The sequence below is a fragment of the Hathewaya proteolytica DSM 3090 genome (assembly GCF_900142225.1).
Lineage (GTDB): Bacteria > Bacillota > Clostridia > Clostridiales > Clostridiaceae > Hathewaya > Hathewaya proteolytica.
Genome location: NZ_FRAD01000004.1, coordinates 46,474 through 63,860, shown reverse-complemented (window position 1 = coordinate 63,860; position 17,387 = coordinate 46,474). Strand labels below are relative to the sequence as shown.

General features: G+C 33.1%; 14 protein-coding genes. 2 read left to right on the top strand and 12 right to left on the bottom strand.

The annotated features are described in order from the left end of the window. Nucleotides 1-61: 61 nt before the first annotated feature. The 6 genes from BUA73_RS01810 to BUA73_RS01785 form a co-directional block, all read right to left on the bottom strand. On the bottom strand, nt 62-493 hold the full coding sequence (locus tag BUA73_RS01810) for a hypothetical protein (RefSeq protein ID WP_072901678.1): 432 nt from the start codon (nt 491-493) through the stop codon (nt 62-64). Between the two features lie 12 nt (nt 494-505). Next, a complete protein-coding gene (locus BUA73_RS01805; RefSeq protein WP_072901676.1) occupies nt 506-2,065 on the bottom strand; it encodes a M1 family metallopeptidase in 1,560 nt (519 codons plus the stop codon). Nucleotides 2,066-2,293: 228 nt separating this feature from the next. Next, nucleotides 2,294-6,286 (bottom strand): cell wall-binding repeat-containing protein, encoded by a 3,993-nt coding sequence (locus BUA73_RS01800; protein ID WP_072901673.1) that lies wholly within the window; start codon nt 6,284-6,286, stop codon nt 2,294-2,296. 249 nt (nt 6,287-6,535) lie between these two features. Beyond that, nucleotides 6,536-7,003, bottom strand: a complete 468-nt coding sequence (locus BUA73_RS01795) for a GNAT family N-acetyltransferase (RefSeq protein WP_072901671.1) — start codon at nt 7,001-7,003, stop codon at nt 6,536-6,538. A gap of 157 nt (nt 7,004-7,160) precedes the next feature. Then, the gene (locus tag BUA73_RS01790) at nt 7,161-8,084 is read right to left on the bottom strand and encodes a radical SAM protein (protein ID WP_072901669.1); all 924 of its coding nucleotides are present in this window, start codon (nt 8,082-8,084) and stop codon (nt 7,161-7,163) included. Between the two features lie 112 nt (nt 8,085-8,196). After that, complete coding sequence (locus BUA73_RS01785; protein WP_072901667.1) at nt 8,197-9,171, bottom strand: DUF5667 domain-containing protein; 975 nt, start codon at nt 9,169-9,171, stop codon at nt 8,197-8,199. 166 nt (nt 9,172-9,337) lie between these two features. On the opposite strand from BUA73_RS01785, the gene BUA73_RS01780 reads away from it, so the two are divergent. Continuing rightward, the gene (locus tag BUA73_RS01780; protein WP_084671963.1) at nt 9,338-10,000 is read left to right on the top strand and encodes a sigma-70 family RNA polymerase sigma factor; all 663 of its coding nucleotides are present in this window, start codon (nt 9,338-9,340) and stop codon (nt 9,998-10,000) included. Beyond that, nucleotides 9,993-10,745, top strand: coding sequence for an anti-sigma factor domain-containing protein (locus tag BUA73_RS01775; protein ID WP_072901665.1), 753 nt, complete (start codon nt 9,993-9,995; stop codon nt 10,743-10,745). The genes BUA73_RS01780 and BUA73_RS01775 overlap by 8 nt, the downstream gene beginning before the upstream one ends. A gap of 61 nt (nt 10,746-10,806) precedes the next feature. Here the strand turns inward: BUA73_RS01775 and trpA are convergent, their stop codons facing one another. From trpA to trpE, 6 genes are all read right to left on the bottom strand, one after another. Further along, on the bottom strand, nt 10,807-11,619 hold the full coding sequence (trpA, locus tag BUA73_RS01770) for a tryptophan synthase subunit alpha (protein ID WP_072901663.1): 813 nt from the start codon (nt 11,617-11,619) through the stop codon (nt 10,807-10,809). Beyond that, entirely contained in the window at nt 11,612-12,817 is a 1,206-nt protein-coding gene (trpB, locus tag BUA73_RS01765; protein WP_072902039.1) for a tryptophan synthase subunit beta, read from the bottom strand. The genes trpA and trpB overlap by 8 nt, the downstream gene beginning before the upstream one ends. Continuing rightward, the gene (locus tag BUA73_RS01760; RefSeq protein ID WP_072901661.1) at nt 12,807-13,418 is read right to left on the bottom strand and encodes a phosphoribosylanthranilate isomerase; all 612 of its coding nucleotides are present in this window, start codon (nt 13,416-13,418) and stop codon (nt 12,807-12,809) included. Before BUA73_RS01760 ends, trpB begins: the two co-directional genes overlap by 11 nt. Nucleotide 13,419: 1 nt before the next feature. Then, complete coding sequence (gene trpC, locus BUA73_RS01755) at nt 13,420-14,208, bottom strand: indole-3-glycerol phosphate synthase TrpC (protein ID WP_072901659.1); 789 nt, start codon at nt 14,206-14,208, stop codon at nt 13,420-13,422. 81 nt (nt 14,209-14,289) lie between these two features. Then, nucleotides 14,290-15,891: a bifunctional anthranilate synthase component II/anthranilate phosphoribosyltransferase gene (locus tag BUA73_RS01750; protein WP_072901657.1), complete on the bottom strand. Its 1,602-nt coding sequence runs from the start codon at nt 15,889-15,891 to the stop codon at nt 14,290-14,292. Nucleotide 15,892: 1 nt separating this feature from the next. Beyond that, complete coding sequence (gene trpE, locus BUA73_RS01745) at nt 15,893-17,353, bottom strand: anthranilate synthase component I (RefSeq protein ID WP_072901655.1); 1,461 nt, start codon at nt 17,351-17,353, stop codon at nt 15,893-15,895. Nucleotides 17,354-17,387 lie beyond the last annotated feature (34 nt).

Here is a 17,387-nt window from a genome sequence, read left to right as displayed (position 1 = left end):
TGGCTTCTTTTTAAGGCAACACCTATTAAACACATACTAATCTCTAAAAATATCAATACCTTTACTGCTTATACTCCATACTCTCTACTATTTGGGGCCAAATTTCAAAATCTCTCTTACCATCAGCATAAACATTAACAACTTTCGCAGTATTACCCCCCATTACTTGAAATTCTACCTCAACTTGAATTTTCTTTGTTCCATGCTTATACTCTCCTTGCACACTCACCATGTTCTTTTCATTTTTTCTTTCATAGTCCCAAGTAATATTTTTAAGACAAGTATTGAAATTTTCTTCCAATGTTCCTTTAATAATACCACCATTAAATTTCATTGCCTTTAATTCGTCTATGTTGTTCTTTTTGTCAATCTTGTATGATACATAAAATAAACTAAGAATAATTATTCCAATGGAAAGAAGAAAAATAATTATATTCCGTATGGTCTTTTTTATTTTAGTTTTTTTTCTCTTTACTGCTGCTGTTTCGTCCAAAATATCATCCCCTTATTCATGAAATTTATTAACATCGTATTCTACACCATTGATAGCATTATTGAAATCCTTTGCCTTTTCTTCTCCACATACATCTTTCACACATTTCTCAAAATCCGTCACAGTGGCATTGGTAAATTTAAACTTTTCATAGTAAAGTCTAAATATTTCAATAAATTTCTCATCACCACACTGTCGTCGTAAATCTTCTAATGACATTGGAGCCATCAGATATATTACAATATCGTATTCCTGAGGTTCACTGAATGAACTTACATTTCTATTCATAGGCAAAAGTGATTTAAAAAACACATAATTCGATAGTATACTTGTCATGGTAAATTTATTGCTTCTACCATAAAATTTTTCAAAGTAAAGACTTGTCCAATAGCAAGTAAATGATTCATCTAAAATAGGCTCTTCATATTCATTATTGCCTACCACCCCAAACCACCACTGATGTACCAGTTCATGTATGACAATCTGATCCGTACTGTTTAAATATTTTTCTTCAATCTCCGCCGAACTGCTCTCATTTTCATATGAATACATTTGTATTATGCCTGGGTATTCCATAGCTCCACCCTTTAATCTGCTCTCTACTATGTCAAGTTCCTTGTAGGGGTAACTGCCTATAACATTATTATAAAAATGCATGGCTTGTTTTACCTCATTAAGCAATCTCTTAGCTGCACCTGATTTATCACCAAAATAATAACTATTTATTGTTATGCCATCTATGCCGTCAGATATAACCTTGTAACCCGAAGATATATACATGGCAAAATCCTTAACATTTTTTTCTTCAGCAATCACAATTTTCCTGCCATTTCCTTTTACATTTTCTTTACATACACCAGTGGCAACCATTACCATATCATTAGGTATTTCCATATTTACTTTATAATCTGAGTAATCCGCAAAATTTGATTCACCTATATTGTGGAATGAGTTTTTGTCCCATTGGCCACTTAGTTCATCGTACATGGACACTATAGGATACCAGTTTGTAAAACTGTAATCATTTTCTATAAATCCAAATCTGCCATTAGATTTTGGAATTTTAAGCTCAAATTCAATATAGAGACTTATCTCCTTATCTGGCATAAGCGTCTGTGGCAGTTCAAAATGAAGAACTTCATCATTTTGAGTAAATTCCACAGTTTTGCTATCCGCCTTTACACACTTTACACATATATCACCTAAATAATTCTTGTCAAAAATGTCCCCACCAAATCCTTTGGGCATGGTATCTTCATTTCCGTAAGCATCAGCATATAAATGTAAAACCATATCCTTCAGTTGGCTTTTATATCTATTTGTATATACTATAGTTTCCTTTGCATGAACACTTTTACTATTATTATCAAAAACTCCTTCAATACTATAATTGTTTCTCTTTGAACTTGGAATTTCATATTTTTTCGCAGGCTGAAGCTTAGCCACTACTTCACTAAAGCCCTTTTCTTTTATACTATCTTTCCCTATATCATCATATTGTTTTTTTGAACAGGCTGTTATGCAAAAAAAACATATACTGCAAAGCAATATAATAATGCTTCTTTTTTTCACTATTTCAACTTACCTCCAATCTACTTTGTCAACATAAACATATTTTATATTTCAATTATTTTGGTGAAATACCTTTGTGGAACCATGACCTGATTTTATACAAAGCATTGTTGCTAATTTTCCATTTAAAATATACTTCCTCCCAAAATGGCCCATGTTATTGAATCCATTGTGGGAGGAAGGTTTTTTATGCGATTTACATAAAATTATCACTAATTGAAAATGATGTTATTTAAAATGTTCTACTAATGTTTCATTGCTAACTGCACCCTCTGATCCAATTATAATCAAAAATTGTGTATTAGAAAGTACATTCTTTAAATACTCCTTAGTTGAATCCTCAACTTTTTTATTCATAAATACAACTGGTGCATTGGTTTTTGCTGCAACAGCTGCTGCACATAAGGCATCAGCAAAATCCTCTCCATTAACGACAAATACATTTTCGTAATTCATGCTATCTTTGAAGTTATTTAATATTTCAATATTCTCACTGTACCTATTGTCATTGAAAATTCTCTTTCCATGTGGAATTACGCTGAGAATGTTTTTTCCTATGGTTTTATCATTTCCAGCATAATATATCTCACTTACCTTTTGAGCTTTAATATATTCTGACATTTCGATACTCATATCGTCATTATCAACAAGCAATACAGCCATATTGTGGTTAGCAGCATAGGTTGCCATTGATAAACCTGAAACATAATCCTTTCCAGTTGTAAGAACTATTCCATGGATTTCACCTAGTTTTTCTGCCACCTTTAATGATGTTTCGTATCTATCCTTACCAAATATTCTCTCCGTGCTTAGTCCCATACTAGTTAAGCTTTTTTCCACCTCACTAGATACTACACCTTCTCCACCAATGATAATAGCATTTCTAACCTTTAGATTTTCTAAAGCTTTCTTTGTACTATCATCTAACTTTTCAGTTTTTGTAAGCAATATAGGGGCATCATATTTTTTTGATAGAGATATTGCCGAAAGTGCATCAGCATAATTCTCTCCATAACAGATAATTGCTGTATCAGCCTGTTGCCATACTTGGGATGAGATATTAGATGCAGTTTCATATCTATCTGTGCCATTTATTCTCATGGCTTTTTTCTGCAATTCTTCCATTAGGTTTTCAGTATTATTGTTTTCCGAACTGCTTAAATCCACAACCTTACTGAACAACTCCTTATTTTCCAATATTTTTTCCTTATTTCCTGAAACAGAGTAATTATTTTCAGAAAGAACCTTTTCCAATACTTCTCCAAATTTTCTTATATCCTCAGGTTTTGTATTTACAATTTCGTCTCTAATAATTTGAAGGTAATTATCATCCATTTTTATAAGATAATTATTGTCCATCTGTGACATCATAATGCTTGGTTGCTCAATCATAACCATTAATTGATCTATTGCATTTAGAGTAACACTGATGTATTTATTCAGTTCTTCCTGGGACATTTTTAGATTTTTTAAATAATCTGCTGTTGCATCATAATAGTCAAGAGTTTCCTTAATGTTAGGATCATTTAAAGAACACATAACTATGTTACCATACAAATCTGGCAAACAATATACAGTGTATGCTCCACCCTTTACTCTTACAGTATTAATTAAATACTCATTTATTATAGAAGCAGTAACCATTGTGCTACCATTGTAGGTGCCACCATGTTTTAAGAAATTGCCACCTTTTACGACACTAAGACCCTTGTCATTATTTATATAGGCCATATTTTTTTCTGTAGATGCAAATTCATATTTTTCCTTTACAAAAGGCTTGTCTCCTAATGCATCAATAAATACCTTACAATTGTCTTCTAATATTTGTACTTTTTCAGCATCACAGGTCATACTAACCATAGTATTGTCTTTGTTGAAAATCTTTTTTTCTACTTCTTTTATTTCTTTTACTGTTTTAGGCCATTCCTCTGAAAAGTTTTCTACAATATTTTTAAGAAATTCTTTATATTGAAGTGTCTTCTCTATACTATCGTGTTTATTCACATCTGAGAATGTAGAAAGTATGGATTGTCTTGGAATAGCTTCAGAGTTAACAGTGGTTAGTTTATCTAAAAATGATATCTGATCATTTATAGCCTGCTCTATATTTTTTTTGTCTCCATAATCTATGTCCATCATCATATCTTTCATTGCTGAAATAGCTTTGCTTGTCTTGTCTATTTTAAATGATCCATTCAGTTGTATCATTGGAATAAAATCACCTGTAGTTGAAACTAAAGGAACATTCATCTCTATAGCTACAAGGTTTATTTCTTCATCATTACACAATTTTTCAAAATCTTCTTTTGATGCATTGTGTAAATTGGTAGCTCCATTTAATAAGGTATACAATTTTAAATAATTAAGCTTATCTTGTGGAACATTATTAGTATTAAAGTGCACATTCATATATACATCATCATCTGTTTTACAAGGATAATATAATACCTTTACACCATCTATATTTTTTTCTTTTCTCTCTTGCTTTTTATATTCTACCTTGTCATCATTCTTTTCAGCTGTAGGTATTGTTGCAATTTGTTCCTTAGTTAGTGGAGTATCATTCCATTTTTTAAATTCCGCAGTTTTACCTACAATCTCATCAAGTTTTTCTGGGGTAAGAGATGCTTTAAATTCATCTAGCTTTTTCTTTAAATTCTGTCCCCTTACCTCTTCTAACCCTGGCTTTGGATTTATCATAATCAATGAACAGTGTTTATTATTTATGATTTTATCCTGAATGTATTTTTCAAAGTATTTATCACCCTTTGAGATAGCGTTCTTTATATTTTCCTCAATATCGCTGGCGTCCACATACTTTGCACAATCAAGATCATATTTTAAAAACTGTTGTGCTACTATAAAATACTTATTCCATGGTATATATATTCCAATGTCTTTATCATCTTTATCATCCTTTGGTTCTTTAAAATACTCATTTACTAGTTCTTTATCAAAACCATCATCCACTATTTTTGCAAGTGTATCCTTTATGATTTTTTCATATTTTCCCTTTTCACTCTTATCTATATCTCTAAGTATAATGCTGAGTACAGGTTGGAAATTGCCAATTACTACAGATTCCATATTCCCCTTATATCCTGCGTCTTTTAAAGCTTTTGCTAATGGAGATTTTGAGGTATCTCCTAAAATAGATGATAGCTTGTCAAGTGCAAACAAAGATTCCCTATCCTTCACAGTATCTACCACATAGTTTAGTAACATTATGCTCTTATTCTCAGTTGACACATTCTTAGAAATGCTATATTCTGTTTCAACTTCTGCCATTTTATCAAAAGGCTTCTGAAGTTCTATTTTTGAATCCACTGTTTCCTTATTAAATTTACTTAAATGATTATCATTGATAAACTTAAGGGTTTCTAATATGTCCATCTTGCCACATAAAACTATATTTGCATTAGAAGGAGTATAGTACTTCTTATATGTTTCCTTAAACTGTTCATAAGATAACTCAGGTATATTGTCTGGATGCCCACCACTTTCATATTTATAAATGGTGTCAGGGAATAATGATTTTAGTATTTCATGCTGCATAAAAATCCCTTCTGTCTGCGAATAATACCCCTTCATCTCATTGTAAACTATACCATTTATTTTAAGCTCATCATCTTTTGAATTAAGCTCATATCTCCAACCTTCTCTTCTAAATATATTTTCATCTCTAAGTAGATTGGGATTAAAAACCATGTCAAGATAAACATCCATAAGTGCTCTGAAATCCTTGTCATACTTACTTGCCACTGGATATATAGTTGCGTCATTACTTGTGAATGCATTCATAAATAAGCAACGAAGTGATGAAGGAAGTCTTGACAAAAGATCTTTAACTGGAAATTTTTCAGAACCACCAAATACAGAGTGCTCTATAATATGGTTTACACCTGTATTATCTTCAGGCAATGTCTTAAATCCAATAGAAAATTCCTTATTTTCATCATCATTTTCAAAGTAGGTAAGTCTAGCTCCTGTTTTTTCATGTAAAAAAGTTTTTATCACTACATCATCTAAAGGCTTTTCATCAACTAATTTGAACCCTGAGTAGACCTGTCCTACCTTAATTTCTACACTACTTTCTGCACTAGTAGTTATAGCCTGAACTTCATCAGCTAAAGCAGTAATTGGCACAATTGAAAACATAAACAAAAAACATACTATAGCTGATAAAAGCTTATTTATTTTTCTTCTCTCTCTTTGTAACATTCCTTTTTCCCCCTAACTGTATTGTAACTTTATTCTTTTAAGAAAACTATTTGTATCTCCTTTCTTTTTATAAAAAGCTAAAAAATAGATTAATCTATTCAGTGCATCTTACACATATTATTTTAAATCTTTTATATATCCTTGTAAATCATATTGTTTCGACATATTTTTACCATCTTCGCTTTTATACATTGTGTTTGTAATCTATTGCTATTTTTCTTGAAAAAACAAGCCTTCAAATTAAAGTTTTTACAATTTTCTTCTAAGCATAGTAAATTCCTTGTTGCTCCACATTTCTTCAAAGTCACTTTCTAAGAATAACTTTATTGATGTATTATCTATAGCAATATTATCGTAGAGGTACTTCAGTCCATTCTCTTTTGCTGCTTTACATAGGAGACTAAGCCCCTGTCGCCCAAATCCCTCTCCCCTATATTTATTGTGCACTATAATGCTTACTATGTTTACACCATAATCTTCATCAAAATGATATGCCACTTCCCCTACATATTTTTCAAGCTCATTGCAGTACAAATACCTATAGAAATAATTATTGTCATCACACATGAGCCATTTTTCATACCAGATGTTCCACCTATCCTCCGGAAAATCAATAGTACCTCCCCAAGCAGCGTTAAATTCCATAGTATGGTTGTCAGCTAACAACTCCTTTCTAAATGACAGTTCATCAAACCTCGGTTTTACTAATTTAAGCATATATACCTCCACTTTATAATTGTTTTTTCAATGATTTCACCTATTAGAATATATCCAAGATATAAGGCAATAATTACAAAAAACTTGCTACATAACCTATTTTAAGATTATACAGCAAGTTTCCATATTCTCAACACTTTTTATTAATTAATTCATATTATTCAATGGACCACCTATGCCACTTTCTCGTTTCACGGCCCGTGTCCTCAACATTATTATGTTCTGAAATAGCTTTATCTATTTTTTCTATGATTAATTCCTTATGTTCCGGCAATTTTCCTTTAAGTATTATGGCATTGGTTTTGTGCGTGGCATTAAATATACTGTTTTTCACATTGATGTTCTCTAGCATTAATTTTTCTTCCAGTAAAGACTCGTAAGGACGTATTCTCTCAAATTCTTTACTTCTAACTTTTGAAACCAATTTAGCATGTTTAAAAAGCACTAAAGTCACCACCACAATGACATTAGGATTAAATTGAGAGATGAATTTTCCTGTATCCACCGCATTTTCACGGCTAAGCCTTCGACCTCCCAGTCCTAACATTACATAAAATGAATACCCTATATGAGCTTGCTCCAATTTTTTCAGTGCATCATAATTGTTTTCTACAGTGACTCCTTTATTATGAAATTCAAGTATTTTATCGTTACCAGATTCTAAGCCTAGAGTAAGTTCCGTCATTCCTACATTTCTTAATCGCACCAGCTCTTCATGACTTTTCCTTAATATATCGTCAGCTCTTGAAAAACTTCCTATGCTTTCCGTATGGGGGAAGTATTCTTTTATCAATTCAATTACTTTTAAAAGCAAGTTTGTGGGTAGACAGAAAGGATTTCCACCAGCCAACACAATTTTTTTCACCACACCTCTTTTTCGAGAGTAATACTTATTTAGCATCTTTAATTTTTCTTCAATTTTCTCTAGGCCCAAAAATTCAAATTCCATATTATGATTAAGATCACAGTAAAGACATTTATTCCACGTGCAACCTACAGTTACTGGCACCGCTACACTATAAGCCTGATTCATAGGTAAATAAAAGTATGGGCCGTATTCCTTATATATCTCATCAAACATGTCATTATCTCCATACGAATTTTTTTCATTTATCTTATGCCTTAATTTTATCAGTGTATATGAAAAAATTCCATATTTCTAGTATTGATAATTTATATAGGATAACCATTTTTTATTTATTTTTCTTATCTTTTATATGCACTTTTTCTTTATGATTTGTTTCTTCAATACTTGATTTATTATTTCTAGGTTTTTCATTTGCTTTTTCATTAACTTTTAGTTCATTACTTATTTTCACATTAGAGTTATGCTCTTGTGAAACATGCGTATTTTTCTCTTCCTCGGCATCATCGTTATCTTTGTTGTCTTCCTCACCTTTGTTGTCTTCATGAGCTTCGTCATAACTATCTTCCTTATCTTCTTTACTTTGCTCACGCTCTTTATTTTCTTTAGTCTTATCTTTTTCATCTTTTGGTGATTTTTTATGTTCTTCCTTTAGAGATTTGTACTGAACCTCTAAAGTTAACATACTTTCTTTGTACTGCTGTAGTTTATTTTTTACATCTACAGTATCCTGGCCTTGTTTCTCCATAGTTCTAATTTCTTTTTCAATGCTTTTTATTTCTTTTTTGGCAACATGTATTTTCTCTTTAATTTCCCTTTTACTCAATATTAAGGCTTGTTTTTCTTTTTGTTTCTCAATAACTTTTGCTATGTTTTCTTGTGCCTTTATTGGCAATAATTCTTTTATATTTTCAAGGTTTTGCATAAATTGTTTTTGTTTTTCAGTATAGTCTAGGCTTTCTATTTCTTCTTCACTAGATATGATTTCTATAAGTTTTTCGTCATTTACCCTTATTTCCTCGATTAACTCATTAGCCTCATCAATTTTATAATCTGCAATCAATACCTCACCCTCTGCTAATCTCTCTTCATTGAAAGCTTCTATTAATGCAGCTTTTTTTTCTGCATTTTTTGTAAGGTTCAAGCTTATGTCTTCTATAAACCTATCTAATTTATAGAAGATACTTCCTGGCACTACACCAGCTTTATCCTCGGCATTTTTCTGTTCCGTAGCATATGCAACTTTACTAAATCCAATGGTTAATAGCATAACTGTTGTTACTAAAATACTTGTTTTTTTCATATTTATCACTCCTTTCATATATTATTACGAAACATGCCATAATATTTTAGAGGGTAAAAAGTAATTTGTATTAAAATATTTTTTTTATTTTTAACCCTTCAAATTTTTAATTTATTTACGTATAATTATTTAGGATGATTATACGAAAACAACAAGAGGTGATTCCGTGGTTTTTAAAAGCAGAGATTATCTTATTCAAGAGAACATGGATTTTATAATACATACCACAGAACAAATATGCAAACGCAGGATATCCATAGAAAATGACGATGAATTTTCTATTGCAATTATAGCCTTTAATAAAGCTTGCGATACATATGATAGTGATAAGGGAAATTTTAAAGCTTATTGCCAAAAAGTCATTAGAAATGCGTTAATAGATTTTTTTAGAAAAAATAGCCTTCTTCCTTCAATGTATGATGAGGATTCATTTAATGTAATAGACTATAAATTGTCCATAGATGACTATAAAAGACAAGAAGAAAAACAAAACAATGAAGAGGTTATTAGCGATTTTACCAAAGAACTGTACAAATATAAAATTCAGCTAAGTGACTTAGTAAAGGCTTCTCCCAAACATCAGGATACACGGAGTATGCTTTTGCATCTATGTTCTAAATTATATTTAGAACATGAATTTATGGAATGTCTATACACAAAAAAATACCTTAATGTAAACCTCATATGCAATAAATATGAGGTAAAGAGAAAACTTGTGGATAAATGGAGAAAGTACATAATTGCCATACTTATTGTACTTTCAATGCCAAAGTTTTCATGTTTGAAAAATTACTTAAACCTTGAAACGGTAGGTGATAACATTGATTAAAAAAGGAATTATTTTAGAAATTAAAAAGAAAAGTGTAGTAGTATTAACACCAGATGGAGAATTTATACAACTTAAAAAACAGAAATTCATGCCTAAACTGGGTGAGGAATATGAGAATTCATTATATTATGCAAGAAGTTTCATAAAACCCATACCAATAGCAGCTTGCTTTCTTCTATTTATTAATATAGGCATAATATATAGAACTTATTTTCAAGTTTACAATACAGTATATGTCTCTATAAATCCCTCTATAAAACTACATGTTAATCGGAAAAATCATATTTTAAAAGCTGAAGCTATGAACAAAGATGGGGAAACATTGTTATCCAATATACATTCTATAAAAGGTGAAAACTGTGAAAAAGGAATTATTGATATCATTGAATACGCCATAAGCATGAAATATCTAAATCCAAATAACCCCAAAGTAGTAGTACGCTCTGAAAAAGAAAATGCTATAAACTACAATAATATTAACAGGATTTTAAAACAAACAGATCCGTCTCCTTCTCAAAATATCAATAAAAACTCACAAAAGAATTTTCAAAAAGACAATGTCATTGTTGAGAATACCAGGAAGAATCCAACAGTACAGAAGGACAAAATACCCGGAGTAAATAAACCCTCTGTAAATATAGCTCCTAAAACAAACAACGAACCTCCAAAATTAAAACCATCTAAACCATTAAAAAACAATGATAAGAACATTAAACCAAGCAAAGCTACAAAAAATAAAGATTAAAAAAGACTTTTATAAATCATGTTAAAAAGCATAGGAATCAATAGATTCCCATGCTTTTTTATTACCTCTTTAACTCGTTCTTTATTTCTTCAATAAATATTTTTATATGATTTTCTACTTCCTTATAATTACTCATATCTTCTTTGATATTAGCTATTCTGTTTACAATGGCACTGCCAATGATTACACCTTCACTGTGTTCCTTCATCTTCCTTGCAGTCTCCACAGAAGATATTCCAAAGCCAATCATTCTAGGTATAGATGTGTATTTTCCTACGGTACTCATGTACTCTTCCATGTCTGTATTTATGCTATCTCTAGTACCTGTAACACCGTTTACTGAAACACAGTACACAAATCCATGTCCATCCTTTGTGATCTTTTCAATCCTTTCCTCAGAGGTAGGTGCCACGAGAGGAATAAGATATACATTGTTTTTTAAACACATCTCTCCTAACTCACCGCGCTCTTCCACTGGTACATCTGGAATAATAAGACCTTGTACCCCCACCTCAGAGCATTGTTTGAGAAACCTTTCCATACCATATTTAAAAATACTATTGTAGTACATAAGGTATACTATAGGCGCTTTTACTTCTGAATTTCTTATAGTTTTTACAAGGTTCATGATCTTAGGGATATTAATGCCATGCTTCAATGCTCTTTTAGAGGAATTCTGAATAGTAGGACCGTCTGCCAATGGATCAGCGTAAGGTATTCCTATTTCTATTATATCCGCACCAGCCTGTTCCATTACCTTAACTAATTGTAAGGTACATTGCTCTGTAGGATCGCCTGCTGTAAGAAAACAAGCCAAAGCTTTCTCGCCCTTTTCCTTAAGTTCCTTAAATGCTGTATCAAGACTATTATTCATGTGTAACACCTCCAAAATAACTTCTTATAGTGTCCATATCCTTATCCCCTCTTCCAGATATGTTTATCACCACTGTTTTCTCTTTTGCCTTTTCTTTGCCCAAGTTCTCTATTAATTGTTTTGCTAGCTTGCATCCATAAGCTATAGCATGGGAACTTTCAATAGCTGGGATTATGCCCTCTACGCGGCTGGCAAGTTTCAAAGCTTCCATGGCTTCATTGTCATTTATCACTTTGTACTCTGCCCGGCAAGTATCATGAAGATAAGCATGTTCTGGGCCTATTCCCGGATAATCAAGACCTGCCGAAATTGAGTAAGCATCCTGAATTTGTCCTTCATCATTTTGCATAACATAAGTCATGGTACCATGAATCACTCCTTGAGAACCACCTTGTATACTTGCTGCGTGTTTACCAGTATCAATACCTTTTCCCCCAGCTTCTACGCCTATGAGTTTTACCGATTCATCACTTATAAAAGGGTAAAATATGCCCATAGCATTGCTACCACCACCAACACAAGCCAGTATATAGTCTGGGAGTCTTCCTTCTTTTTTCATTATCTGTTTCTTTGTTTCTTCTCCAATTACCTTTTGAAAATCCCTCACCATGGTTGGATAGGGATGAGGTCCAACTACAGAACCGATGACATAAAATGTATCCGTAACATTAGTAACCCAATACCTAATAGCCTCACTTACAGCATCCTTAAGAGTGCCATTTCCGCTAGTAACCGGTACTACCTTAGCACCCAAAAGTTCCATCTTAAACACATTTAGAGCTTGTCTTCGTATATCCTCTTCTCCCATAAAGACTTCGCATTCCATATTGAACATAGCAGCCACAGTGGCCGTAGCAACACCATGCTGTCCTGCACCAGTTTCTGCAATAATCTTGTTTTTCCCCATGCGCTTTGCTAGTAAAACTTGACCTAATGCATTGTTAATTTTATGGGCTCCTGTATGATTTAAATCTTCTCTTTTAAAATAAAATTTAGGTCCACCAAAATGTTTTGTGAAATTCTCTGCAAAATAAAGAGGCGACTCTCTTCCCACATATTCACTAAGATAATATCTATATTCATCCATAAGCTTTTCATCATTTATAGCATAGTTGAACTCTTTTTCTAACTCTATAAGAGCGTTCATAAGAGTTTCAGCTACATATTGTCCTCCAAATTTACCAAATCTACCTTTTATCATATTGTCTCACCTTTCCTATAAACTCTTTCATCTTTATATAATCTTTTATTCCCTCAGTTTCCACTGCCGAAGATACATCAACTGCAAATGGTTTAAACATATAAATTCCATGCTGTACATTATTACAATTAATCCCACCTGCCAGTATAATATTTCCACACACTTTATTCTCCACAAGACTCCAGTCAAAACACTTCCCCTGTCCAGCGCTGGCACCATCAAGCAAAAGCTTGTACCCTTCATATTCCCGTATTTTTTCGAGGTCCTTTTGGCATTTTATGCAAACAGCTTTCCAGATTTCAGCTTCACTTTTCATCTTCAAGTATTCCATATACTCCAAGTCCTCTTCACCGTGAAGTTGTATTACATCTAGCCTCAATTTTTTTGCTGTGTCCAACACTTTTTCTCTATCTTCGTCTAAAAACACACCCACAACCTTTATATTATTTTTAATTGATATTCTCATGGTGATGGCTTGTTCCAAGGAAACCTTTCTTTTGCTGTCTGCAAAAACTAACCCCACATAATCAGGCATAAGTTCATTTATATAATCTATATCCCTCATGGTTTTTAAACCACATATTTTTATTTTTGTCATTTTAGAAGAACCCCTCTAACTTTTTTCCCTCTTTCATAGCCAGCATAAAAGTTTCACCTATTAGAGCCCCATTAACATTTAAAGACTTCAGATATGATATATCTTGTTCATTCCTTATACCACTTTCAGAAATAATTATAGTTTCTCCTTGCACCAGCTTCACGAGCCTTTCCGTGGTTCCAAGATCTACTTCGAAGGTTTGAAGATTTCTGTTGTTAATGCCGATAATTCGAGATCCACATTTCAATGCATTATACATTTCCTTCTCATCATGAACTTCTACCAAAGGCTCTATGCCAAGCTCCAAGGATGTTTTGTAATACTCCCCTAACTTATCTCCAAGCACAGCTGCAATTAAGAGAATACCTTGACATCCCATAAGGAAGGTCTCATAAATTTGATATCTATCCACAATGAAATCTTTTCTTAATATAGGTTTTGATGTCATACTTCTAACACAGGCCACATAGTCAGGGTGGCCTTGAAAATACTTCTCTTCTGTTAGTACTGATATGGCTTTTACAGGAAGCTTGTCATAAAATCTAGCTATTTCTCCCACATTAAAGTCTTCCACAATAATTCCTTTAGAAGGAGAAGCTTTTTTTACCTCTCCTATGATATTAAATCCCTTTTCACCAAGAGCCTCTCTGAATCCTGTATTCCCCTTCATATCTTTTAATTTATAGACACTTTTTTCTTCAACTTTTTTATACAATCCTTCTTCACTTATTATTTTTTTTCTTTCCTCTACATCTTTTTTTCTATGAGCTATAATATTGTCAAGAATCATTTAATCACCACCTATTATTTCTTATCTATATTGTGTTATCTGCATTTATTACCTATATTGCTATGCCTTTACCATGATAGTTTAAATTACAACCTTTACAGACTGATGGTAACGCACCATTTTATTTAAACATTCATAAGCCTTTCCAGAATCTATAAGCTCTTCAGCCATTTGTACGCCTTCCTTAAGATCCCCTACTTTTTTTCCCACATAAAGAGCTGCTGCTGCATTTAGCACCACAATATCGCGTTTTGCCCCCTTTTCTCCCTTTAGTATATCTAAAATTATTTTACTATTGTCCTCTGCACTTCCACCAGCCACTTCTTCTATGGCAACTTTTTGAAATCCAAAATCCTCAGGCTCTATATGGTAGGTTCTTATTTTTCCGTCCCTTAGCTCTGTAATTTTTGTTCCTGCACTTAAGGATATTTCATCTAAGCCATCATCTCCATGTACCACCATGGTTCTTTCCCTTCCAAGTCCAGATAAAACCTTTGCAATTATTTCTGTGGCTCTTCCGTCGTATATTCCCATTATCTGCCCCTTTATAGGTGCAGGATTTATTATTGGCCCTAACATATTGAAAATAGTTCTAAAACCTAGGTTTTTTCTAACTTGTGCCACATTTTTCATAGCTTTATGATACTGTGGTGCAAATAAAAATGTCATATTAGTTTCATGGAAGCATCCCATTGATTGTTCCTCTGGCATTTGGATGTCAATGCCCAAAGCAGCTAATACATCAGCACTGCCGCTCTTACCTGATACAGCCCTATTTCCATGCTTTGCAACCTTTATGCCGGCACTGGCTGCTATAATAGCTACAACTGTGGATATATTAAAAGTCTTTCCCCCATCACCGCCAGTGCCACAAGTATCAATGGCATATTCACCCTGAATATCAAATTCCTCATCATATCCCTTAATGGCCTCTACAAAACCAAGAATCTCTTCCTCTGTCTCACCTTTCATTCTCATGCAAGCAAGAAAGCTTCCCATTTCACTTTCTGTGAGTTTTCCACTCATTATCTGTTTCATAGCTCCCCTAGATTCCTCTCTACTTAAGTCCTCTCTATTCAAAAGCTTTTCCGTATACTCTTTAAAATTCTTACACATTTGCAACCCCTCCAGAAAATTTTTTATTATTTTTTTCCCATCCTCCGTTAGAATGGATTCAGGATGAAATTGTACACCGTAAATGTTGTACTCTCTGTGTTTTAACCCCATAACCGTACCATCTTCAGCTTCTGCTATTATTTGCAGTTCCTGAGGGATGGAACTTCTATCTACAATAAGTGAGTGATATCTCATGGCTTTCATAGGACTTTTAACGTCACTGAAAATGCCATTGCCATTGTGATTTACCATGGATATTTTCCCATGAACAATTTTATCTGACTGAATAACTTTGGCTCCAAAATACTGGCCAATAAGCTGATGACCTATACATATGCCAAGCATAGGTATTTTACCTTTAAACGCAGCAATGACTTCTCTGCAAATTCCAGTATCCTCTGGTCTCCCAGGTCCTGGTGAAAATACAATAGCACTGGGACACATTTTTTCTATTTCATCTATGGTGATCTTGTCATTTTTTACTACCTGAACTTCCTTATAAATCTCCCCAAAATACTGGTATAAGTTATAAGTGAAAGAATCGTAATTATCTATAATCAATATCATACTAAACAACCTCCATTATCCCTTTTGCTTTATTTATAGTTTCCTTGTACTCAGATTCAGGATCTGAATCGTACACAATGCCAGCCCCTGCGCCAATATAAACTTTCTTATCTTTGTACAACATGGTTCTTATGGCAATGGCCACATCCATATTTCCATTGAAAGAGAAATATCCCACAGCCCCTGCGTAAAAGCCTCTTTTGCTTTCTTCCAGTTCATCTATAATCTCCATGGCTCTAACCTTAGGAGCCCCTGATACCGTGCCAGCTGGGAAACAAGCTTTAAAGGCATCTATGGCATCCATGCCATCTTTTAGCTCACCCTTTACTTCTGAAACTATATGCATTACTTTAGAAAAGTTCTCTATTTTCATAAAACTGCTCAAATTTACAGTGCCAAACTCACTTATCTTTCCCACATCATTCCTGCCCAAATCCACTAACATAACATGTTCAGCTACTTCCTTTGGATCCTGTAAAAGTTCCCTGGCTATCTCCTCATCTTCCCTAGAATCTCTACCTCTTTTTCTTGTACCTGCTATGGGATTTGTCTCAACTTCCCTTCCCCTGACCTTCACAAGGCTCTCTGGTGAAGCCCCAATTAGTTTAAAATCTTTAAAATCTATATAAAACATATAGGGTGAAGGATTTTTCAACCTTAATCTTCTGTATATATCATAAGGATTGGACCCTGTATCTTTCAAAAACCGCTGAGATATAACCACTTGGAACACGTCACCCTTTACCACATGTTCTTTGGCTTTTTTCACAAGACCACAAAATTGCTCCTTAGTAAAATTGCTTGTAAATTCATTTCCACCTTCTGATTTCATAGAAACTTCCCTAAATTTTTCCATATTCCTATTGCACTTAATAACTTCATATATGCTGTTCAAGTACTTTTCTATATCTTTCAACGCCATCTTTTCATCGGGTTTTACATTGTATATCAAATTCAAAACTTTATTTTCATGATCGAACACTAGAATATTTTTGTAAATCATAAGCATAGCTTCTGGAATATCCATTTCTTTCTTGCTCTTTGAATTCACAAGTATATTTTCTAAGCTACTTATGCAATCATAGCCAATATAGCCAAGTCCTCCTCCTATAAATGGAAACTCTGTATTTGCTCCATGGAAAGGTACGTATACATGCTTCTTTACTGCTTCCAAGAGGCCCTCAGCGTAATTTTCAATGCTCACATTGTCTTTTTGCAATTCTCTTACAATGTACGTATTCCCATCCTCATATTTAATAGCCATTTCCGGATTAAAACCTATATAAGAATATCGCAGGTTTTGCTTCCTATCCCTGTCTTCTAAAATAAACTTGTAATCACTCTTTATACCGTGAAATATCTCTACTGCTTCCATTTCATCTTCTTTTACACTCACTAACACCGGAAAAGTAAGACCTTTTCCCTTAAGTTCATCAAATTGTTCCTTGCTTACATTGCTCATTACAATTACCTCCTAAATTTTTAAAATTAACTAG

Coding starts and splice junctions, on each gene's coding strand:
- BUA73_RS01800 (WP_072901673.1), bottom strand. CDS start 6,286: ATGTTACAAAGAGAGAGAAGAAAAATAAATAAGCTTTTATCAGCTATA.
- BUA73_RS01795 (WP_072901671.1), bottom strand. CDS start 7,003: ATGCTTAAATTAGTAAAACCGAGGTTTGATGAACTGTCATTTAGAAAG.
- BUA73_RS01790 (WP_072901669.1), bottom strand. CDS start 8,084: ATGTTTGATGAGATATATAAGGAATACGGCCCATACTTTTATTTACCT.
- BUA73_RS01785 (WP_072901667.1), bottom strand. CDS start 9,171: ATGAAAAAAACAAGTATTTTAGTAACAACAGTTATGCTATTAACCATT.
- trpA (WP_072901663.1), bottom strand. CDS start 11,619: ATGAATAATAGTCTTGATACAGCATTTAAGGAACTTAAGGAAAAGGGC.
- BUA73_RS01760 (WP_072901661.1), bottom strand. CDS start 13,418: ATGACAAAAATAAAAATATGTGGTTTAAAAACCATGAGGGATATAGAT.
- trpC (WP_072901659.1), bottom strand. CDS start 14,208: ATGATTCTTGACAATATTATAGCTCATAGAAAAAAAGATGTAGAGGAA.
- BUA73_RS01750 (WP_072901657.1), bottom strand. CDS start 15,891: ATGATATTGATTATAGATAATTACGATTCTTTCACTTATAACTTATAC.
- trpE (WP_072901655.1), bottom strand. CDS start 17,353: ATGAGCAATGTAAGCAAGGAACAATTTGATGAACTTAAGGGAAAAGGT.